Source organism: Pararobbsia alpina (genome assembly GCF_902859895.1).
In the GTDB taxonomy this organism is placed as follows: Bacteria; Pseudomonadota; Gammaproteobacteria; order Burkholderiales; family Burkholderiaceae; genus Pararobbsia; species Pararobbsia alpina.
Genome location: NZ_CADIKM010000009.1, coordinates 104431 through 125185, shown reverse-complemented (window position 1 = coordinate 125185; position 20755 = coordinate 104431). Strand labels below are relative to the sequence as shown.

General features: G+C 61.1%; 17 protein-coding genes. 10 read left to right on the top strand and 7 right to left on the bottom strand.

Annotated elements, in window-relative coordinates; translation table 11 throughout:
* Nucleotides 1–34 precede the first annotated feature (34 nt).
* Nucleotides 35–952, top strand: a complete 918-nt coding sequence (cynR, locus tag HV670_RS12435; RefSeq protein WP_175105085.1) for a transcriptional regulator CynR — start codon at nucleotides 35–37, stop codon at nucleotides 950–952.
* Nucleotides 953–1036: 84 nt separating this feature from the next.
* Here the strand turns inward: cynR and HV670_RS12430 are convergent, their stop codons facing one another.
* Entirely contained in the window at nucleotides 1037–1615 is a 579-nt protein-coding gene (locus HV670_RS12430) for an NADPH-dependent FMN reductase (protein WP_175105084.1), read from the bottom strand.
* Nucleotides 1616–1787: 172 nt separating this feature from the next.
* Here HV670_RS12430 and soxR point away from each other — a divergent pair, with 172 nt between their 5' ends.
* Nucleotides 1788–2273, top strand: coding sequence for a redox-sensitive transcriptional activator SoxR (soxR, locus tag HV670_RS12425; protein ID WP_175105083.1), 486 nt, complete (start codon nucleotides 1788–1790; stop codon nucleotides 2271–2273).
* 76 nt (nucleotides 2274–2349) lie between these two features.
* On the opposite strand, the gene HV670_RS12420 is transcribed toward soxR, so the two are convergent.
* The gene (locus HV670_RS12420) at nucleotides 2350–3354 is read right to left on the bottom strand and encodes an AraC family transcriptional regulator (RefSeq protein WP_175105082.1); all 1005 of its coding nucleotides are present in this window, start codon (nucleotides 3352–3354) and stop codon (nucleotides 2350–2352) included.
* A gap of 235 nt (nucleotides 3355–3589) precedes the next feature.
* Between HV670_RS12420 and HV670_RS12415 the strand changes: the two genes are divergently transcribed.
* The 7 genes from HV670_RS12415 to HV670_RS12385 all read left to right on the top strand — a co-directional run bounded on the left by HV670_RS12415 (nucleotide 3590) and on the right by HV670_RS12385 (nucleotide 10813).
* Nucleotides 3590–3943 (top strand): carboxymuconolactone decarboxylase family protein, encoded by a 354-nt coding sequence (locus HV670_RS12415; protein ID WP_175105133.1) that lies wholly within the window; start codon nucleotides 3590–3592, stop codon nucleotides 3941–3943.
* A gap of 9 nt (nucleotides 3944–3952) precedes the next feature.
* Complete coding sequence (gene rclC, locus HV670_RS12410) at nucleotides 3953–4531, top strand: reactive chlorine resistance membrane protein RclC (RefSeq protein WP_175105081.1); 579 nt, start codon at nucleotides 3953–3955, stop codon at nucleotides 4529–4531.
* 88 nt (nucleotides 4532–4619) lie between these two features.
* Nucleotides 4620–4871 (top strand): hypothetical protein, encoded by a 252-nt coding sequence (locus HV670_RS12405; RefSeq protein ID WP_246257287.1) that lies wholly within the window; start codon nucleotides 4620–4622, stop codon nucleotides 4869–4871.
* Between the two features lie 306 nt (nucleotides 4872–5177).
* Nucleotides 5178–5957, top strand: coding sequence for an alpha/beta fold hydrolase (locus HV670_RS12400; protein ID WP_175105080.1), 780 nt, complete (start codon nucleotides 5178–5180; stop codon nucleotides 5955–5957).
* A gap of 52 nt (nucleotides 5958–6009) precedes the next feature.
* Nucleotides 6010–7527 (top strand): succinyl-CoA:acetate CoA-transferase ScpC, encoded by a 1518-nt coding sequence (gene scpC / locus HV670_RS12395; protein WP_175105079.1) that lies wholly within the window; start codon nucleotides 6010–6012, stop codon nucleotides 7525–7527.
* Nucleotides 7528–7801: 274 nt separating this feature from the next.
* Nucleotides 7802–9175: a sigma-54 interaction domain-containing protein gene (locus tag HV670_RS12390; protein WP_175105078.1), complete on the top strand. Its 1374-nt coding sequence runs from the start codon at nucleotides 7802–7804 to the stop codon at nucleotides 9173–9175.
* 504 nt (nucleotides 9176–9679) lie between these two features.
* On the top strand, nucleotides 9680–10813 hold the full coding sequence (locus HV670_RS12385; protein ID WP_217478413.1) for an MFS transporter: 1134 nt from the start codon (nucleotides 9680–9682) through the stop codon (nucleotides 10811–10813).
* Nucleotides 10814–10846: 33 nt separating this feature from the next.
* On the opposite strand, the gene HV670_RS12380 is transcribed toward HV670_RS12385, so the two are convergent.
* The 4 genes from HV670_RS12380 to gltS form a co-directional block, all read right to left on the bottom strand.
* Entirely contained in the window at nucleotides 10847–11965 is a 1119-nt protein-coding gene (locus HV670_RS12380) for an FUSC family protein (protein WP_175105076.1), read from the bottom strand.
* Between the two features lie 113 nt (nucleotides 11966–12078).
* Nucleotides 12079–12534 carry a RidA family protein gene (locus tag HV670_RS12375; RefSeq protein WP_175105075.1) on the bottom strand — a complete coding sequence of 152 codons (456 nt, stop codon included), beginning with the start codon at nucleotides 12532–12534 and terminating at the stop codon, nucleotides 12079–12081.
* Nucleotides 12535–12656: 122 nt separating this feature from the next.
* Entirely contained in the window at nucleotides 12657–14150 is a 1494-nt protein-coding gene (locus HV670_RS12370; RefSeq protein ID WP_175105074.1) for a TAXI family TRAP transporter solute-binding subunit, read from the bottom strand.
* A 2-nt stretch (nucleotides 14151–14152) separates the two neighbouring features.
* Entirely contained in the window at nucleotides 14153–15340 is a 1188-nt protein-coding gene (gene gltS / locus HV670_RS12365) for a sodium/glutamate symporter (RefSeq protein ID WP_175105073.1), read from the bottom strand.
* A gap of 558 nt (nucleotides 15341–15898) precedes the next feature.
* On the opposite strand from gltS, the gene HV670_RS12360 reads away from it, so the two are divergent.
* Complete coding sequence (locus tag HV670_RS12360) at nucleotides 15899–17824, top strand: AAA family ATPase (protein ID WP_175105072.1); 1926 nt, start codon at nucleotides 15899–15901, stop codon at nucleotides 17822–17824.
* Nucleotides 17825–17978: 154 nt separating this feature from the next.
* Here the strand turns inward: HV670_RS12360 and HV670_RS12355 are convergent, their stop codons facing one another.
* Entirely contained in the window at nucleotides 17979–20750 is a 2772-nt protein-coding gene (locus HV670_RS12355) for an Hsp70 family protein (RefSeq protein WP_175105071.1), read from the bottom strand.
* Nucleotides 20751–20755: the final 5 nt, after the last annotated feature.

The window sequence follows — 20755 nt, the reverse complement described above, 5'->3', positions numbered from 1 at the left end:
CATTATAGGAAACACCAATAGTTTGGAGGCACCCATGTTGCTGAGGCATATCCGTTACTTTCTGGCGGTCGCGGAACACCGTAATTTCACGCGTGCGGCCGAGGCGCTACATGTGTCGCAGCCAACGCTGTCGCAGCAGATCAGGCAGCTCGAGGATTCCCTGCGTGTGCAATTGCTCGACCGGTCAGGCCGCACGATCCAGCTGACCGACGCCGGCGCGGCCTATATGCACTACGCGCAGCGTGCGTTGCAGGATTTGGAGGCGGGTAGCCGGGCGATCCACGACGTGCAGGAATTGAGCCGCGGCTCGCTGCGGCTTGCGATGACCCCCACATTTACCGCTTACCTGATCGGTCCACTGCTGGAGAAGTACAACCGCCGCTATCCGAACATCACGCTGAACATCCGCGAAATGCCGCAAGAGCGGATGGAGGCGTTGTTGAATGAAGATGCGCTCGATGTCGGCATCGCGTTCAGCGATACACAATTCCCCGAGATCGAAACCCAGGTGCTGTTCGTCGAAGCCCTGGCGATGGTGGTTGGCAAGTCTCACCCGTACGCAAAGAAGAAGCGCGGCCCGCTGACGCTTCAGGAGTTCGAGCGCGAAGCGCTCGTGCTGCTCAACGAAGAGTTTGCAACGCGCCGCTACATCGATCGATATTGCAGACAGCATGGCGTCGCTCCGCGCATTGCGATGGAGGTCAATTCGATCAGCGCGGTCATCGAGATCGTGCAGCGCAGCGCGCTCGCAACGCTGCTCCCGGCCGCCATTGCGCGTGAGCACAGACAACTGTGTCTGGTGGACCTGGAGCCGGCGCTGCCGCAGCGAACCGCTGCGTTGCTACTGCGCCAAGGCGCATATCGAAGCGCGGCAGCACGGGCATTCATCACGCTGGCGCTTGAGGAAAGCACGGCTGAGCCGGGCGGCCGATGGGCAAAGGCGGCGTCGTAAAACGTAAACAGTCCGAACCGGAAGGCGGCGTGACTGGCTTGACCCCTATTCCATAACCCGCCAGCCGCGGCGGGTTTTTTCACGTCAATCAACGGTGATAAGTCGGCGTTCCTTGATAGCGACGACAAGCGCGTCAATGGCCTTCATCGCAAAGTCAAGCGAGACAGGATCCTTGAGCCTCCCGTCCTCAATCTTGGTGTGTGCCGCGGGAACCACCACTTGAGGAGAAGAAACGACATGGGCCAACATCGCACGTAGCGTCTCAGCGATTTGGACCTGAGCTCGAACGCCGCCTGTGAAGGCGGGGGAGGCCGTCATCACCAAGGTCGGTTTGCCCGCGAAGGGCGACGCGTTCATGGGTCGAGAGGCCCAATCCAAAGCGTTCTTGAAAACGCCTGGTATGCCATAGTTGTACTCTGGGGATACGATGACCACGCCGTCGCACTGTGCGACAGCGTCCTTGAACGTCTGGACCGAAGAGGGGAAATCTTCAGTTTCGTGGTCCTCGTTGAAGAGCGGGATCTGACCAAGCTCGAAGATATCGAGCGTGACATGCTCCAGGAGTTCATCTCGCAGCGTCCGCAGAATCGCTGTGCAATACGAGTGACGACGAAGGCTTCCCGGGATACCGATGAGCCGAATAGAGGCGTGCTTGTCTTTCATTGAAATTCTCTGACAAAAGTAAAAGTTTGGGCAAATATTTCCCCCCTTGGTCCACACGATGTGGAGCGTGGTGATTCCCTTCGTTTTTGCCGTCTCACACGATACAAGGAAAGAAACGGCATTGTTCAAGTTCAAGTACACTTGAAGTCAAGAGTAAATTCTGGGGAACGTCATGAGCGAGGCAATTACAATCGGCGAACTTGCGAAGCGCTCGGGCGTAGCGGCGAGTGCGATACGTTTCTATGAGGATCAGGGTCTGATTCGCGGTACCCGAACAGAAGGGGGGCACCGGCAGTATCCGAGGGCGACGCTCCGTCGGGTCGGGTTCATCCGCGCCGCGCAGGCGGTCGGATTGAACCTTTCGGAGATTCGTTCGGCCCTCGAAACGTTACCTGGGCAGCGCACTCCGACAAAGCAGGATTGGGAACGACTCTCGCGCGCGTGGCAGCCTGTGCTGCAGGAGCGTATCGACCGGCTCATCGCATTGCGCGACCAGCTCGCGTCCTGCGTGGGTTGTGGGTGCCTGTCTCTGAAATCCTGTTCGCTCCAAAATCCCGAGGACGTTGCTCGACGGCGCGGGAGCGGTCCCCGATATTTGCTCGGCGACGTACCGCGCGTCGTAACGACAGGCGATATCTCAGATAAGCAGAAAAATTGATGCGGCTCTGTTTCCACACCATCTACGACGATCCGCAGATTTAAGACATTTTGCACTAGACATTCGCACCCCCGTTTCAATCAGCCCGCTTTTGATGGATACCGCGCAGCTTGCCCGGCGAGATCCCGAAGCGTCGCCTGAAGGCCCGCGCGAAGGCGCTTTCGGAGTCGTAACCGACCGCCATTGCGACCTTCATGAGCGGTGCATTCGTGGCGGTGAGGCTTTGCCGGGCCAACCCCAGACGCAATTCGGTGAGAAAGGCGAGCGGGGCCATGCCGGCCGCCTTCTGGAAGGTGCGCACCAAGGTGGCCCTCGAGACGTGCGACTCCGCGGCAAGCTCCTCCAACGTCCAGCCATGCGCCGGATCGTTCAACATTGCATTGACGGCCCGGGCGGAAGCGCGCGTTGCGAGCAGCCTTATAAGATCGCTGGCGGATTCCGCCTGCTCGAAATGAGTGCGAAGCATGATTACGAAGAGCGCGCTCGCCAGATCGGTCGCGACGGCCGCCGCTCCCGGACGGGCAGCCTCCAACTCCTCATCGATCATCTGCACCAGTATTCGCAGGTGGCCAAGCAACTGCTCCGTGCCCAGACTTAGTAGCATCATCTTGGGCAGCGCGGCGATGACGAGGCTGGTGGGAACCTCTTCGAAGTGTAGGCGGCCGCAGATCAATTCGGTGTCGCTCTCATCGTCGGTGTTGGTCTTGATCGTGATTGCGTCGTTGCATTCGAGTTGAATCGGCACCCCCGTGCTCCGGCCACGGCGGTTCGAGCGCACGACGTGGGCATCGCCATGCGGGAGCAGCAGCAGATTGCCCGCCTCCAGCTGGAAGCACTTCCCACCTTGCAGTTCAAGGCAGCAGCTACCCTTGGTCACAATATGAAACTGAGCCCAGCCCGGAGATTCCGCTTCGTGCACGGTCTTCCATTGCGAGGTGAACCTGCACACCTCTTGCAGTTCCGGCCGCACTCGCAGCAGCGGTGAGATGGCACTCAACGAGTCAGGGGTGGGGGGCGAGCCAAAGTGCGCACCGTCCTGCTCATTGAGCCGATCGGCATATGAATTGCGCGTCGAGAACATAAGCCATTTCCTTTTGATATCTACTATGTGAGTCACCTACACCCAACGAGAGATCTATGAACATGCACGACTGAAAGCATTATCGCAAGCAACTCGTCGCTGGCGTCGGCCATGGTGCGCACCGTCCTGCTCATTGAGCCGATCGGCATACGAATTGCGCGTCGCGAACAAAAGCCATTTCCTTTTGATATCTACTATGTGTGTCACCTACACCCAACGAGAGATCTACATGCACATGCACGACTGGACCCAGTATCGCAAGCAACTTTCCGCCGGCGTCAGCGGCTTCGGCAAGCACAGCCCCGACACGGTCAAGGGCTATGTCGCCCTAAGCGGTGCCGGTCAGAAGACCGATCACCTCGGCGACAAGACGCGCGAGCTCATTGCCCTGGCGGTTGCCGTCAGCTTGCGCTGCGATGGCTGTATTGCCGTGCATACCGCCGCGGCCCGCAAGTTCGGCGCGACGAAGGAGGAGATCGCCGAGGCCCTCGGGGTGGCTGTGGCCATCAACGCGGGAGCGGCCATAGTTTATTCAACCCGTGCGCTCGATGCCTTCGACACCACCGGCGAGGAGCAGGCCAACGCCTGAGCACCGAACATGACCCACTCTTTGCGCCCCTTGCTTGTCTGGCTTGCCGGTTCGAACCGCTTTGGCAGTCACTTGATGCGTATCGCCATCGCAATCGTCTTTCTATGGATCGGTTCGCTGAAGTTCGTGCCTTACGAAGCGGACAGCATCACACCCTTCGTGGCCAACAGCCCCGTGATGTTTTTCTTCTACGAACACCCTAAAGAGTACAAGACCCACCTCACCCACGAGGGTGAGCTGAAGCCGTCTGAGCGGGCTTGGCAGACCGCGAACGACACTTACGTTTTCTCGAAGGGTTTGGGCACGGTGGAACTGTCCATCGGCCTGCTCACCCTGGCGGGGTTGTTTTCGCGACGGCTGGGTTTCGTGGGGGCGGCGCTGGCCTTCCTCACTCCCATCGTGACGCTGTCCTTTCTGTTCACCACGCCCGAGGCCTGGGTGGCGGCGCTGGGTGATGCCCAACACGGCTTCCCGTACCTTTCGGGAGCGGGCCGGCTGGTGCTGAAGGATGTGATGATGCTGGCCGGTGCGCTGCTGGTGATGGCCGATGGCGCCCGGGCCTTGCTCAAGGCGCAGCCGTCCACTTGATTTTTAGTCCAGGATTCTCTGTGCTATCCGTAATGTAGACAGATGTAGACAGTGTCTTTCTCTTGACAGTAAAACATAGGACTCTTAAATGCAAAATCTTCATTTTCAAATGAAATCGCTCAAGTGTGTTTTGATTGCGGTGTCGATGTCCGCCGCCGCCGCCGCAAATGCCCAGGAAAGTGGGGCGCCACCCGTCGACGCTTCGGCACAAACAGTGTCGCAGGCTCGCACGAATGCCGGAGCCCGCACGGAAGGCCTCGCGAAGCAGGATAGCCGCGCGGAAAAGAAGGACCGGTGCGTCGGTCCGATCAGCTTCTGCGACATCTACTTCGGCGGCTAACCAAGCTGACTCGCCAGACGCCGTTTCCGGGAAGACCTCGAAAGGAACTGCTTCGGTCCTGACGGACATGAATCAGTCGGGGTCCGCATAGCATTCGTCTCACATTTGACACTCGAATCCCAAAGATAGGATTTCTGGCGATGATCTCGCCTGGCGCGAACCCCTATTGCAATGGCTGGACGTGCCTTTCTCCCTTATAAGTTTTGGCATTGCGTTCGCAGGCTGTTGTTGCGCCATGGAGTGGCACCGTATTTGCATATTGTAGGTCGCAGGGTCGTTCCTGCGCCATTCTTGAGAAGGGGTGATATGAGCCAGCGAATCAACATCGGGGACATGCGAGTCGAGCTTCACGGACAGGGGAAGCCAGTCGTGTTCTGTCATGGGTTTACAACTACGAGTGCGTTCTGGCGTGAGCAGGTGGACGTATTCGCCGATGCATATCAGGTCATTGCGCTGAATTTGCCCGGTCATGGCACGTCGAGCCGTCCGACGGATCGCGCCTATACAGTCGATGCATTCGTCGACGATCTCGCCATGCTGTTCGACGAGTTGAATCTCGAACCGGCGGTCCTTGTCGGGCTCTCGATGGGCGGCGTCATTTCACAACGCTTTGCGCTTGCTCATGCCCGGCGTTTGCGCGGCCTCGTGCTCGTTGACACCACAGCGAGCGGCCTCGGAGAGGCGGTGAAAGCAGACAATGTACTTGCGGCAATCGAACGGCTCGGCATCGCGCAAGCAAGTTGCGACGTGGCCGTGCGATCGTTCGGAGCAGACGCGTCCGACTCGCTCGTTGATTTTGCCAGGCACGAAGTGATACAGACGCCAGAGTTCGTCGCAAGACAGGCGATCATCTCTCTGAACAACACCAACCTGCGCGACCGTCTCGCGGACATCGGCATGCCTACGCTCGTGCTCTGCGGGGAAGATGACCGCATCACGCCGCCCGAAGAGTCGCGTGCGCTTGCGTCCGGTATACCCGGCTCGAAGCTCGTGATGATCCCGCACGCGGCACATTTTCCGATGCTCGAGCAACCGGCACGATTCAATGCGGAACTTCAGCGGTTTATCGAGTCGATCGATGCCTGAGCGCGTGAACGATCGAGACAAACCCATGAAAACATTGATATGAGGTAAAAAAGTGAATAGTACAACTAGCCTGAATGCGCGTCTGCGCACCCCCGTGATGTCGGCACACGACGCTTCTGCCCTCATCCGTCCTGGCATGACCGTGGCGATGAGTGGGTTCACGGGAGCGGGTTATCCCAAGGCCGTACCGGGTGCGCTCGCGGAGCGGATCGAAGCAGCGCACGCACGAGGCGAAGACTTTCGCGTTCGCCTCCTCACGGGCGCATCTACCGCACCGGAACTCGACGGAAAGCTGGCCAGCGTTGACGGCATTCAGCTGCGGCTGCCGTATCAGTCGGATCCTACATTGCGAGAAAAGATAAATGCAGGGGAAGTCGACTACCTCGATATCCATGTGAGCCACGTCGCACAACATGCGTGGTTCGGTTTTTACGGTGATATCGATATCGCTGTTATTGAAGTAAGCGGAATCCGCCCCGACGGTCAGTTGATACCGTCTACATCAGTCGGTAACAACAAGACATGGATTGAGCGTGCCGCAGGCGTGATATTGGAAGTCAACGAGCATCAGCCCAGTGGGCTTGATGGCATGCATGACATCTACTATCAAACGGCCTTGCCACCTCATCGCAAGCCGATCCCACTGCTTCACCCTGGCGATCGGATCGGCGGGCCTTACCTGCGTTGTCCGCCTGAAAAAATCCTCGCTGTCGTCAAGACCGAGGCCCCCGATCGCTCAAACGCGTTCTCTGAACCCGACGAAACTTCAAGGCAGATCGCCGGCCACCTTATTGATTTCCTGCGTCACGAAATCCGCCATGGGCGCTTGCCGCCAACGCTGTTGCCGTTGCAGTCAGGGGTAGGGAACATCACAAATGCAGTCGTGGCTGAACTCGGCAAGGAGGGTTTCGGTGGCTTGACCGCCTTCACCGAGGTCTTGCAGGACAGTATGCTAGACCTGCTCGGGGACGGCGTATTGGACGCGGCGTCTGCAACTTCCCTTTCGCTGAGTCCGGCTGGTCTTGCGCGGTTCGCCAATCATATTGCGAAGTATCGCCAACGCCTTATCCTGAGACCGCAGGAAATCAGCAATCATCCTGAACTCGTGCGCAGACTGGGATGCATAGCGATGAACGGGATGATCGAGGCCGACATTTTCGGGAACGTGAACTCGACGCACGTCATGGGAACAAGGATCCAGAACGGCATTGGAGGATCAGGCGATTTCGCGCGCAACGCCTACTTGTCCTGTTTCCTTTCCGCGAGCACGGCCAAAAACGGGACCATTTCGCGGATTGTGCCTATGGCGAGCCACGTCGACCACACCGAGCATGATGTTGCGGTGCTCGTAACCGAGCAAGGCTTGGCCGATCTGCGTGGACTTTCGCCAAAAGAAAGGGCCCGGAAAGTCATCGAAAAATGTGCACATCCAGACTTCCGGTCCATGCTGCAGGATTATTTCGACCGAGCTTGTCGCGAGAGTTACGGCAAACACACGCCGCATTTGCTTCAGGAGGCGTTGTCCTGGCATCAGAACTACGTCCAGCGTAGCTCGATGCGACTTCCGTAACCGTCCAAAAGACGAAATACGTCGCTAATGGGTACATGGCCACTTTCCATTCGGCATCGGCCGCCGGGAGTGGCCGGCGGCCTGTCTCGAATCGTCGAACCGGTGGCTGATAAATCGCTGAAGTTCGGCGTCGAATCGCGCCGACCTTCTCAAGCTCGGCACAGGAATAGGCCTTCGAACCACGATAGCCAAGCACAGTGCCATCCACGGCACCACAACAGCCTGTGTGTGCAATGCCATGACAGAAAAGGAGAAAGGACATCCGATCATTTCTATGCCTATTCCCCACTGGTTCACGTCCGGTCAGGACGAAAGCAGCTTCTTTCGCAGCCTTCTCGATCACGTGTCGGATTGTCTCGTCGCGGTCGACGTGAATGGGCGCATCGTGTTCATCAACGGGCCATATTGCCGGCTGCTCGGCGGCAACGAGGAGGATTTCATCGGCCGTCACGTGACGGCCGCAATATCACCGGAATCCCCACTGCATCTCGTGGCGCAAGGCAGCAGCGTGGTCGTCGCACAGCTGCTCGAGGTGCGTGGACATCGACTGATCACGCGGCAGGTGCCCGTGTATCAGGACGGCCGGATTGTCGGTGCCGTGGGCATGGCGTTGTTTTCCAACCTCGGCCTTCTGAAGAAGGCATATGCGCTTGCGTCAGATCGCAGTGTTGCGGTCGAAAACCACAACTCCGGATGGGTGGCGCGATTTCGCGAGAGCGATTTGTTCGGCCACTGCCCGCGCATGGAGGGGGTCACGCGCGGCATTCACACCGCCGCGAGAAATGCATTGCCCGTGCTGATCCAGGGGGAAACCGGCACGGGCAAGGAGCTTGTCGCAAACGCGATTCATACGTTGTCGGAGCGTGCAGATCGGCCTTTTGTATGGGTCAACTGCGCGTCAATTCCAGAGAATCTCATCGATGCCGAACTGTTCGGCTACGAGGGCGGCGCATTCACGGGGGCGCGTACGCGCGGCAAGCCGGGGAAGTTCGAAATCGCGAACGGCGGTACGCTCTTTCTTGATGAAATCGGCGATATGCCGATGAACCTGCAGGCGAGTCTGCTCAGAGCGATCAACGACCAGCAGATTGTGCGCGTGGGAGGGCTCGTGCCGGTACCGGTCGACGTGCGTGTCGTGTGCGCCACGCACAGGCCCCTCGCCAGACTGGTGAAGGAGGGGCAATTCCGACAGGATCTGTTTTATCGGCTCAACATCCTGAGAGTGCAGCTGCCGGCGTTACGCGAGCGCGAGGATCTTCTGTTCCTCGTCGAGCAGTTGCTGGCGCGATTGACGCGACAGCATGGCAGGGCCGCGCGAGACTTGTCTCGCGTCGAAATCGAGCGTTTGCGAGCGCATTCGTGGCCAGGCAATGTCCGTGAGCTCGAGGCCGTGCTGATGCGATTTCTCGTGTCCGGCGAGCTTGAGCTCGATGACGCATCGTCGCAGATGGACGCAGCGGCTCCGGATCAGGATGGCCCGTTCGTACCGCTGCATGAGCATTTGCAGAGAGAAAAGGCGAAGCACATGCAACGTGCGTTGACGAGTGCAAACGGTGACAAGGATGGGGCAGCAGATCTGCTCGGGGTGAGTCGTTCGACGCTTTATCGCGAGCTCAAGGACATCGGGCAGGAGTCGCAGGTGCCCTGACCGACGAAGGCGGAAAGTGCCCGTTTTCGGAGGGACCCGGATGGGATTGCTGCCGCTGCTAAAGAATGACTGCTGTACCCCCAGGAAGCGGCCATGGCGATAGCGTAGACTTGAACGACGGAGACGCGTCGATCTGGGACGGTCGTCGTCCGTCTGAGTCCGGCAAGTTGCGGCCATCGCGACCGCCGGATCGGATGACCGCGGTTGACCAACGCGGACTGCTCAAGCGTTTTCAATTTCAAGCTTTAGCCCGTTGTTTCGGCAATGCGGAAGTGACCAGTTCGACCTGACCATAGCAATCGAGAGGCGGTCGCGATAATCTCCAGCGTGCGCGCCGGACGGACCGTCGTTGCCGAACAAGTTGACGAGCATAACCCGGGGGTTCGTCTCACGATGTCTGAGCAAAGCGGTAGTCAATCTGTCACGATGTCTGACCGAACCGGTAGTCAATCTGCGTTGCGTCAAGTTGCAGCTTCGAGGCTACTTCTCGGCGCAACGATTGCGATGTTTCTGTCGGGTCTCGGCACGTCAGCGGCTGCTCCACAGATCGTTCTGTTCTTGGCGAAGGAACTCGGCGCCTCGCTGCCGTTGGCGGGATTCTATTACTTGACCAGCCTTGCAGCTCCAGTCGCGGGGTATTTCGTCGGCCGCTACTCCGATCACACAGGGAATCGCCTCGGTCTTTTTCGCATGTGTGCTGCGGCGGGCTTTGTGGGCTGGGCAGGGCTGGCCCTCTCTACTTCGGTCTGGATGCCCTTCATCATCGCCGTCGCTTTGCTGGCCGTTTCCGGTGCTACCGCCTCGCAAATTTTTGCGGCCGTCCACGATGAACTCAGCCACAAGCCCGACAACGCAAATGAAAGTGTCGTTGCCATCATCCGTATGGCGCTTACCGGCGGATGGATCGTCGGTCCTGTCTTAGGAGCGTGGCTGGCGGCTGCCTATGGCCTGCGCCCCATGCTTTGGATGACCGCCATCTGCATGCTTTTACAGATTGCACCTCTCGGAACGCTGAATCCGACCATCAAGCTCAAGCCGGAGTCGGCGAGTGAGCCCGCGCGTCACTCCAGCCTACGTGCCATGCTTCCACTGCTGACGTTCACAGGACTCTTCGTCTTGGTCTACGCGGGGGAGCCGGTGAAGTACGGATTCCTGCTGATCCACATGGAAGAACACCTCAAGCTAAGTCCGGCAGTACGGGGAGCGGTCATCGGGATACAGCCATTCATCGAGCTGCTCATCATGCCCTTCAGCATCGGGCTGGGCCGCAAACTTGGCAACGTGTGGTTGATGTGTATCGCGGCCTCCATGGGGGTGTTTGCCAATCTTTGCTTTGCGCTCTGGTCGTCCGCAGTGGGCATGTTCGCCGGACAGATCCTCATGGGTGGTGTTTGGGGCATATTCGTGGTTCTGGGCATCATCGTCGCTCAACGCCTGCTTCCCAACGCGGTAGCGACGGCGTCGGCAATCTTCATGAGCTCGACGGCTCTCGCCTCGGCGTTAGGAGGCGTCGCGGGCGGCTTCGGGGTTGCATTCTTGGGCCTGCCCAATGTCTTCCTGCTGCCAGCGCTCTTCGCGGGTATTGCCGTTATCGGACTGGCAGTGATGGCACGCACCGAAAGCTTCAAGGTGTATTGATCTCGGCCAGTCTCTTCGCGCGCTTCACTCAGCCTATTTCTTGGAGCCCGAAGATTGGAGCGGAAAAATGATCATGGCGGCAACCAGGCCGACTGACCCGCCGAGAAGCGTCTCCCAGGCACGGGCTGCAAGCAGGGCGACTGAATGCACACCACTTGCGGCAAGCGTCACAATTAACGTGAAAGCGAACGCTGCACAGGCGATGTCGTAACGCTCTGGTAAGGCCATCGCATACACTACCATCGCGAGTGCGGCTGCAGCCCAGATCAGCAGGGGCGCATGCTCAGCAATCGGCAGACAGGCGAGACCTAATGGAACGCCAATCAACGTACCCAGAATCCGGCGACGCACACGTTGTATCGTGCCGGTCGCTGAGCCTGCGACGACATAGGTGCACGCGGTGATCGCCCAGGCAGACTCCTCGAGGCCAATCAAGCCGTTCAGGGCGACGATGATCAACGCGCCGATGGCCGCCTGCAGTCCCATGAACAACTCAGGCGAGCGCCTCCCGGGAGCGGGTGCCGGTCCGGCAGCGAGCGCCGCCACCGCGACGGGCCGCTCTGCGGGGCCGCTTAGCACGCGTGGCACGACCGACGCCAGCGCGGCGATCAGCGCGGCAACCCCAATAGCCCAAAGATCGTCAGTCGTCAGACGGGCGCCGTATGCGAGCAACTCCCCAATAAAGATTTGCGATCCGATTCCTGCGCCCAGAATGCCGAATCGTTTGAGATATCCGACCAGAAACGCACCGGTCACGAGAACCAGTTCCGGTTCCGCTCGACCCACAAGTTGCAACGGCCGGGAAAGAACCACGAACAGGACTGCGCCTAGCGCGGCGGCAAGACTCAGCAGCATGAGATCACGGCTCGACTCGACGCGCGTCGCCTTCCCCTCGGACACGCTCGCCCAAAGAGCGAAACTTCCGGCAAGGTAACCCAGCGAGATGCTGCTGGGCACGCTGTGGGCAATATCCTGCAACGTCCCGAGTGCTGCCGCGATGCCGTACGCCGTCACGAGCCGCAACCCTTTGATTCGACGGTGCGTACCGGGGTCAACCCGGTCCAGCCAACGGCCAACGGCCGCTACTGGCAGCAGGATGCCCCGGAGAAATTTCCAACGAAGATCCGCAGAGCCTTGCCGGTTGTCATTCATGCGCTTTTCCGTGATCTTTTCCAGGGCACATGCGAGCAGCAATGCGCCCGAGAACAAGGATGTGCAATCGTAACCGTCACACAGGGCGGCGTATCGTGTGACTCGGCAGATTCTTAGCGCTTCAACTCGAAGATGCTGTCGATCTCGACCGGCATGCCCATCGGCAAGGTGTGCACGCCCAGCGCGCTTCGAGCCGGAAGCCTGTCTTGCCCAAACAACGTCAGCAAGAGCTCACTGGCACCATTGGCCACTTGCGGATGCTGAGTGAACGACTGTTCAGCGCGCACGTAGACTGTCAGCCGGCTGCATCTCTCTACGTTGTCGAGCCCGCATGCCTGATCGACGCAGGCCAAGATCATGAGCATCGTCAGACGTGCCGCATGCTGAGCCCTTTCCAGAGACATATCGCCGCCGACGATTCCGACGATTGGCTTGCCATCCTCGAAGGGGCCAAGACCGGAAACATAGAGTTGGTTCCCCGAAACGGAGACCGTTCGATAGGAGCCGAGCGGGTTGACGGGCGGCGGTAATTCGAGGCCCGCTTGCGCGAGGCGTTCGGATACGTTCATGTTTTTCTCGGGGGAGATGTGAAGGGGCAATAGCGTGCAAGAGTCGACACGGCACTACAGGATTGTGGTCTCGTTTCCTGGTCATGTGTAAGTCGATGAAAGCGCGAGTGTCACTAGTCGGGCTACTCACGCTTGACGCCACCGGTCATCGCATCGAGTGCCTTTGACGCGGCGAGATGCTGGGGCACAGGCAGCCCTTGCAACGCCGTCGCTGCGGAAACCTGCGCGCCTTGCGCGCTGCCGCGCGCCGCGAGATCGTTGCCGTTCGCGAAAACCAGGCGGGTGAGGGCGGCCACCTCCGAATCGGAAAGGTCGGTAGCCGTGAGGAGCAGCGCCGCGGTCGCGACGGTATGCACGTCCTGCTGCTGGTTCGGGTAGACGCCCCGCGAGAGCGTGTAGGGAAAGTACGCGGGATTCGCGCTAGCCAACGCGGCAATGCCGCGCTCCGAGAGCGGCAACAGCCGCATCGGTACGTCCGTAAGCGCGTCGCGCACGCTGTCCGCCGGCACGCCGATCACCTGGATCACGACATCGACCTGCTTCTGACGTAGCGCCACCAGCGCGGCGCCGATGCTCAATTCCTGCGGCGCTATGTCCTTCAGGCCAAGCCCATGCGCCTCGAGCACGCGCAGCGCGGTGAGGCGCGACGCCGAGCCCGGTTCGCCTATGGCGACCTTGTGGCCGCGCAAATCCGCGAGCGATGTGAGCGAGTCGTCGGCCCGCACCAAAACATGGACGGCTTCCGGATACAAGCTTCCTACCGCTCGCAGCGAAGCGTACGGCCCGTCCGCGACAAAGGAGCCCTTGCCCTCATAGGCATCGAGCGCGGCATCGCCCTGCGCAAGCGCAACGGAGACCTTGCCCGCCCGCAGCAGACGCAGGTTCTCTTCGCCGCCGCGCGTGATCAGGGGCACCACCCGCACCTTGGTTTCATCGGCCAGCGCGCGGGCGAAGCGTAGGTACTGTCCGTGCTCCGCGCCGGCAGCGATGGCGTAGCCGTCCGCCGCGCGCGCAAGCCGTGAGCGAATGTTGGCGTAGGCCGCTGATAGCTCCTGCTGTATCGCTGCTTGCTCGGCGGGCGAAGCGTCCTTCGGAACCGAATCGACCACCTTGCGCATCGCATCCAGGATGGCCGCGGCGCCTGGCGCAGCGTTGGTGGCATAGCCCGGCGCCTCGGCCGGCCGGTAGCCGCCGGACGTGACCGCGATCCACCGATCCCCCTCGCGCTTGAAGAGCGCCGTACCGTGGGCGCGGATGATGTCGCCCGCCTTGTTGCCGCCCGAGGTCACACCGGAAATGCCCTTCGGGCCCGCGCCCAGCGCGGAAACCAGGCCGGCGACGCCCGGCGCGTCCCACCCGCCGAAATTGAAGTCGCGCGCGAGCCGCAGCTGCGCATCGAAATAGACGGTCCTGCGCGTCTCGCCCGCGGGCGCCTTTGTGTCCGCCTTGGAGCCTCGCCGCTCGAGGCCGACCAGCTCCACGGTCCCGGCGGGCAGCGCCTGGGCCAGACGAGCGTTGACCCCGGCCCGCAGGCTTGTGACATCCGGGCCGCCGCCGCAGCCAGCCAGGAATACGGTCATGCAGACCGCCAGGAGCACGGCGATGGTGGCGCGCATGGTCAACCTCCCATGAACGGCAGCGCAAGCAACAACGTCAGCACAAAGGCGTTCATCAGGTCGACGAAGAACGCACCGGCGAGTGGAGCGATCAGGTAGCTGGTCGGCGCAGGTCCGTGCTTCGCGGTGATCGCCTGCATGTTCGCCATCGCGGTTGCGGTGGAGCCCATATTGAAGCCAATGAACGCCGCAGAGGTGACTGCCGCCTCGTAGTCGCGGCCCATGAAGCGAAAGCAGATAAAGACAACGTACAGGACGATGAACACCACCTGCATGGCAATGATGGCAAGGAATGGCCCTGCCGAGAGCACCACTTCGACCAGGTCGAGCGCCATCATCGTCATCACCAGGAACAGCGACAGGCACACGTTCGCGATGAGTTCTGTGGCGCGGTCGTCGAAGCGCAGGCCAATGAAGGGGCTCAGGTTGCGAATGGCGATGCCGGTCATCATGCACCACAGGAAAGCCGGTATCGTGATCGCGCCGCCGGAGACCTGCGCAGCCAGCCACCGGCTGAAGACGACCGCAGCGAAAATGCCGGCGAGCGCGCCGATCGCGCCAACGGTGGCAATGGGCGTCGCCACTTCCTGTGCGCGGTCGCTCGCGGCTTCCTTCGCCTCGCTTCGCAGCCGGTATTGCGTAATCAGGTACTGCGCGACCGGACCGGCGATGATGCCGCCGACAATCAGGCCCAGCGTGGCCACGGTCATCGACAGGTCCATCACGGACTGAAGGTTGTTCACTTCCGCGAAGCGTTCGGCGTAGGCTGCGCCGGTACCGTGGCCGCCGACGAGGGTGATCGAGCCGCCGACCAGCCCGAAGATCGGGTGCAGGTCCAGGGCCTTTGCCATCGCGACGCCGACCGCATTCTGCACGACGATGTAGGGAAACAGGATGATCAGGAAAATGATGAGCGCCTTGCCGCCGCGCCGGAGTGTGCGCAAGTCGGCGCCCAGCCCCACGCCGCCGAAGAACATCAGCAGCAGCACCGGCTTGATGCTCTGGTCGATGGTGACCTTGAAATCCGTGGTCTCTAAGACCAGCGCGGCAAGCACCGCGAACAGCAGGCCGCCGGTAATGGGATCCGGGATGTTGTATCTCGACAGCACGGCGACCCTGCGATTGACCAGCGTACCGATCAACAGGACAACTACAGCCGCCAGCAAGGAGCTAAGGGGGTCAAGATTCATCGGATATCCCGTTGGATGCTTGTTCTGGTGCGACCCGTATTACTGACCATAGCTGGTGGAAACGGGCTGTCAAGTAGCGGTTCAGGTACCCAGCGCCGCGAGCGGCACCTCTTGGGGTGTCCGCCGCTTGCTTGCACGGTGTGCTGCGAGACGAACGACAGAGCCCGCAGGATCCGGGAGGCCGTTGCGCGCGCCGCTACGACTTGCGCAGGATGCAGTCCGACCAGCGGCGGACCCACTAAGCGTGCTTCGCCCGACTGCGCGCGCTATACGTATGTATGAGATCGCTACCCGGATGTAGAAGCAGTCCTGACCGTTGGTAGTATGGTTTTGCCTACCTTACACATGTACCTTGAGTCAAGCCGGACATTGAGCAACAGCATGCCTGCCTCGGTCATTTCGACGCCCCGAGACATCTAGCGGATCAGCCGTGCGCCGATCTGATGTTGCAGCCTCCGGCAGGCGGTGCGCGCGCCAGCGACGGGCCCGTTCACCTCTCGCGTTTCCCAGGAAGCTAGCCGTGGCGCTCTACATGCGGCCCATTTTGGAAATTGATTGATGAAACCGGCAAGGAATTCACTGTGGTCACGAATTGGCCGTTACGTGATTTTGGGTGCGGCCGCAACGGCGCTTACGGCAACGGTAGTGTTCCTGCATTGGCGGGATGAACAGCGCGACGCCAAGGCTCATGCCGCTCTGACGGGCATCGCCAGTCAGATGCGCAACGACGCGTCTGCGTGGACTCGCGAGGAAAAGGATGCATCGGAGATGTTGCGTGATCTTCGCGAGGACCACGTCGTCGGGATCGGCGTGAGCAGGAACGCCATCCTCGTGTCGACAAGAGGGGGCGAAAAATACTTCGTCACCGATCACAATGCCGCGTTCTCGAATGCGCTCCTGCTTGGCGAAATGAAAGCCGGCAGCAGTTCGCCGTATCAGTTGGTCTGGTTGTCGGACACGAACATCCACCCGGGCATGGCACGCTGGGCCGATGTGTTCGACAAGACGCGCGATGTGTTGAGCCTGCTTCTGCCACTTCTGTTGATAGGCGGCCTCGCATGGTTCATGCGCCGTGAGATGAGAGGCGGGGCCATGTTGCTCGAGAAGTCCCCGGCAATACGCTTCGATGACGTGATTGGCGCGGGTGAAGCGAAAGCCGCGCTTGCCGACGTGCACGCCTACCTGACCGACCCAACCCAGTTCATCGGCATGGGCGTACGCGCTCCATGCGGAATTCTGATGACGGGTGGTCCGGGTGTAGGCAAGACGCGTCTTGCGCAGGCGCTCGCCGGCGAATGCGGCGCGAATTTCATCTCCATTACTGGAAGCTACTTCAGCGCGAAGTACTACGGCGTGGGCATTCAGAAGGTCAAGCACCTCTTCGATCTGGCACGCAAGAATGGACCGACCGTTATCTTCATCGACGAAGCCGACGGTCTTGGCAAGCGTACGGACACGGGTAGCGGCCCCGTAGAAGCGGAGAGCAATCGCATCATCAACCAGTTGCTGGCCGAGATGGACGGCTTCAAGTCGAATGAAGGCGTGATCATCGTGGCAGCGACGAATCACCCCGACAATCTCGATGAAGCGTTGCGCCGCCCAGGCCGTTTGGATCGCACGGTGCAGGTGCGGCTGCCGGATCTCGAAGATCGCGCCGAGATCCTCCGCTTTTACGCAGCGAAACTAACGGCGAAGTCCAACGACATCGACTTCACCCAGCTCGCTCGCCTGACCACTGGCCTGTCGCCCGCCACGCTCTCGATGATCGTCAATCAGGCGGGTCTGGTGGCGCGCAAGGCTGGCGCCGATGTAGTGAGCTCGACGCACTTCATCGAGGCGATCAAGATTGCGCGCATTGGCGATGTCAGCGGTGCCGAACGCGCGCTGTCGGAAGAAGAACGCACTCGCATTGCCGTTCACGAAGCCGGGCACGGACTCGTTGCCGCATTGCTTGGCACCGGGGTGCTCGAGGAAGTGACGATACTGCCGCGAGGCGGCGCACTGGGCGTCGCACTGGTCACAAAGACGCAGGACAAGTATCTGTACCGCGAAACGGAAATGCGTAACGAGATAGAGGTCCTGCTCGGCGGGCGAAACGCCGAATTGCTGATTTTCGCCGAAGCATCGAGCGGTGCCGCACAGGATCTACAGGAGGCGTCGCGCATCGGCCTCGACATGGTGTCGAAGTTCGGCTTCAACGTCGACAGTAGCCTGTTCAGTCTTGCAGCACTTCCAAAGGAGTATGCTGGCCTGCAGTTGAAGAACGCCATCGAGCACGCGAACGTGCTGCTCAAGGAGTTGAACGACGCCTGCTATGCACTGCTCCGTGCCAACGAACCGGTGTTGCGCGCGATCGCCGACCTATTGCTCGAATCAGAGACTGTGCCTGGCGATACCGTCTATCGCCTCATCAAGGAACACGCGGCGGCCTCCAGGGGGCGCATGCACCTCGCGAGCAGTCGTCTGGAAGAGGTGCGAGCTTAGAGCGGAGATCATCATCTCGCGGGCGCGAGGCGCTTCGCGATATCCGCTCGCCGAGTGTGGTGGCGATTCATTTGAAGGGGGCACGGGCCGACGTCGGCGCTCAAACGCAACGTTCAGTCCGACACGAAACGCGGCCGATGCCTTGAAAGACCTGTTATTCGACGATCAATTTCAATCCGGCAGGCAGTGACTCACCGAACACGCGTCCCGTGTCGGCATTATCGAGTGTCACGACTTCACGAACCATTTCGACCCACGCTGGCGATGCGCTAGTGGCTTCGAGTCGTCGCACGACAGTTTCGCGGACCGGCAGCGGCAGATCCCTTGAGCGGTCGCCAGTCATGCGCGCGATTTGCGCGGCGGCAAATGCCGCCGGCTCCACCTTTTTCCAGTCGAGCGCGAAGATTGCGTCCAGCCATCGGGTCGCTACGTCCGGTGGCACGACACCATGCGCGCTGCCATAGAACGGGCGACGCGAACCGATGCGTCCAACCGCCCACCAGCCCTGGTGATTTTCCGAGGGCCGTTGAAGCCGGACCATAAGCTGTTGCGCGAATTCGATCTTGCGATCAACGGCGATGCGTTCAAGCGATGCGTAAAGGCGAACCATATCCGCGTAGCCCACCTTCGCGGGATCGAAGGGCAGCTTGTGCCGCTTCGTTCCCGCAGCAGCTTGAAGCCAGGCCATTGCATCTAGCACCTGAAGCTGTGCGTCCTCATGCAGCCCGCCGGCCGCGCGACGCCATAGCGTCCACCATTCCGACCACACCTGCCCTTCGTTGACATACTGAATGCCATCGTCGAATAGCGACCAAAGCTGTTCGATGCGCCACTCGTCGAGCGGATAGCCAAATCCCGGCCGCGCACAATAGCCGGCCAGATTCAACCACAGGCGTTCATGATCCGCGGAACGCCGCCGCCGGCCCGCGCGTTCCCAGAGCGCCCCGAACAGTTCGCGAAGCAGTGCGCTATCCCAACTTTGACGCGGCCCCAGCAGTTGTTCAAGCTGTGCACGCAAGCGCTTCACTTCCTTGGGGTCGACATTCGCCGCGCGCGCGCCGAACGTGCGGTCGATGAATTCGATGGCCTTGTCGAGCGACGGGTGACGCGTGGCGGCTTCGGAGACGTCGTGTTCAGCATCGTCGCGTCGCAACTGGAATTCGAGCAACCAACGCTCCGAAGGGTCGTCGGTTGCAATGCAGTGCGTCTCCAGCGTGCCGACTTCCGTCAGCGACGTCGTGAGCTTGACCAGTCGCTCGCGAGGGCCGCTCGCGTCCTGCTGCTGCACCACGGTCGCGACCGGCGGCAGGCGGACGAAGTCACCCGTCGTGAGGTCGGCCAGCTCGCCTGGCTTCCAAACTGTGTCGGCGACGGTAGAGGTCAGATGGAAGCGCACCGGATGTCCGAGTCGCAGCGCAAACACGCGATCCTCGAGATGTACCTCGTGTCCTTCCTCGGTTCCGCGTGGCAACAGGCACACGCCTCGCGATGCCTGCGCATCGTCGAGGACGAGGAAGTAGCTGCGCGGCGAGCCGCCGCCGACGCGCGGCGCGTGTCCCGCGCGGGCCAGCCCATAAGCGCCCGCACCACGCGCGACGGCGACGTCGGGATGGTCGTTTTGCAACACATGCAGAGGCTGCTGGCGCCATGTGCCGAGCAAACTCGCCAGACGGTCGGCGTGCGCTTTGGCGCGGAAGACGCCCCCGTTGAGCAGCAAAGTATCGGGTATCGGCAACGACGGTTGCGCAGTATCGGGCGTGCCCAATGCGTCGCGCGATTGCGCGGCGAGCCTGTTCAGGAACGCCGCGATGTGCCGCGTGATTGCCGGATCGGCGGCGTAGGGCAGGCCGAACTCGACGATCGCGGCCCGCGACCGGCGAGGCAATTCATCCGGGCCGCCCGTTGGAAAGAACCCTTCCACGACGACCTGCTCGACCTCCCGCCGGCTCAGTTCCGTCGTGCGTGCGCCGCCGACAAGCCGGGCCCCTGCACTGAGCAGCGTGATCGCGACGGAATCGGGCGCCTGTGCGCCGAGCAACTGTTCCTTCGCGGCGCGGCACCTTTCGACGAGCTGCGACAGGCTCGCGGCCGGCAGGCGCGTTTGCTCCGTGGCAATGCGCGTCTCGACCAGACGCGCCAGCGCGAAGTCCATGTTGTCGCCGCCGAGCATCAAATGGTTGCCGACACCGATGCGGGTCAGTTGCGGCTCGCCGTCCTCGAAATGCACCTTGATGAGTGTGAGGTCCGTCGTGCCGCCGCCCACATCGCAGACCAGCACGAGCCGCGTTTGGGCGAGCTCGGCGCCCAGCGTCGCGCGATGATGAAACAGCCAGTCGTAGAACGCGGCCTGAGGCTCTTCGAGCAGGCGCAGGGTGGCCAGCTTCGCGATGCGCGCGGCCTCCAGCGTCAGCGCACGCGCGCCCTCATCGAACGATGCGGGCACGGTGAGTACCACGTCCTGATCTTCGAGCGGCGCGTGCGGAAAACGGTGGTTCCACGCCGCGCGTACGTGAGCCAGATAGCTGGCGCTGGCGGTCACTGGCGAGACCCTGCCGACTTCATCGCCCACGCCCCACGGCAAAATCGGCGCGAGACGGTCGACCGACGCGTGCGACAGCCAGCTTTTCGCGCTCGTCACGAGCCGGCCTGGCACCTGCGCGCCCAGCGTGCGAGCGAGGCGTCCAATCACGGCCGGTTGTGTCTCGCGGTCGTCGGCGCCGCTCCACGGTAATTGCAGGTCTCCGGATGCAAGCTCGCCCGGCGCCGGGTGATAGCGCACGGACGGCAACAGCGGTCGCGCGCCGACCTCGCCGAGGCCCACGAGCTGATCGACATCGAAGACGCGGATCTCGTCAGCACCCGCCTTGGCGTACGCAACGACCGTATTACTCGTGCCGAGATCGATGCCGACGATGTATTGCTTCATTGCAC

Bases quoted from the DNA above. Each gene is read 5' to 3' on its own strand.
- HV670_RS12405 (WP_246257287.1), top strand. From the start codon at position 4,620: ATGCAAAATCTTCATTTTCAAATGAAATCGCTCAAGTGTGTTTTGATT.
- soxR (WP_175105083.1), top strand. From the start codon at position 1,788: ATGAGCGAGGCAATTACAATCGGCGAACTTGCGAAGCGCTCGGGCGTA.
- HV670_RS12375 (WP_175105075.1), bottom strand. From the start codon at position 12,534: ATGAACGTATCCGAACGCCTCGCGCAAGCGGGCCTCGAATTACCGCCG.
- rclC (WP_175105081.1), top strand. From the start codon at position 3,953: ATGACCCACTCTTTGCGCCCCTTGCTTGTCTGGCTTGCCGGTTCGAAC.
- gltS (WP_175105073.1), bottom strand. From the start codon at position 15,340: ATGAATCTTGACCCCCTTAGCTCCTTGCTGGCGGCTGTAGTTGTCCTG.
- HV670_RS12430 (WP_175105084.1), bottom strand. From the start codon at position 1,615: ATGAAAGACAAGCACGCCTCTATTCGGCTCATCGGTATCCCGGGAAGC.
- HV670_RS12355 (WP_175105071.1), bottom strand. From the start codon at position 20,750: ATGAAGCAATACATCGTCGGCATCGATCTCGGCACGAGTAATACGGTC.
- HV670_RS12400 (WP_175105080.1), top strand. From the start codon at position 5,178: ATGAGCCAGCGAATCAACATCGGGGACATGCGAGTCGAGCTTCACGGA.
- HV670_RS12385 (WP_217478413.1), top strand. From the start codon at position 9,680: ATGTTTCTGTCGGGTCTCGGCACGTCAGCGGCTGCTCCACAGATCGTT.
- HV670_RS12415 (WP_175105133.1), top strand. From the start codon at position 3,590: ATGCACGACTGGACCCAGTATCGCAAGCAACTTTCCGCCGGCGTCAGC.
- HV670_RS12390 (WP_175105078.1), top strand. From the start codon at position 7,802: ATGCCTATTCCCCACTGGTTCACGTCCGGTCAGGACGAAAGCAGCTTC.
- HV670_RS12420 (WP_175105082.1), bottom strand. From the start codon at position 3,354: ATGTTCTCGACGCGCAATTCATATGCCGATCGGCTCAATGAGCAGGAC.
- cynR (WP_175105085.1), top strand. From the start codon at position 35: ATGTTGCTGAGGCATATCCGTTACTTTCTGGCGGTCGCGGAACACCGT.
- HV670_RS12370 (WP_175105074.1), bottom strand. From the start codon at position 14,150: ATGCGCGCCACCATCGCCGTGCTCCTGGCGGTCTGCATGACCGTATTC.
- HV670_RS12380 (WP_175105076.1), bottom strand. From the start codon at position 11,965: ATGAATGACAACCGGCAAGGCTCTGCGGATCTTCGTTGGAAATTTCTC.
- HV670_RS12360 (WP_175105072.1), top strand. From the start codon at position 15,899: ATGAAACCGGCAAGGAATTCACTGTGGTCACGAATTGGCCGTTACGTG.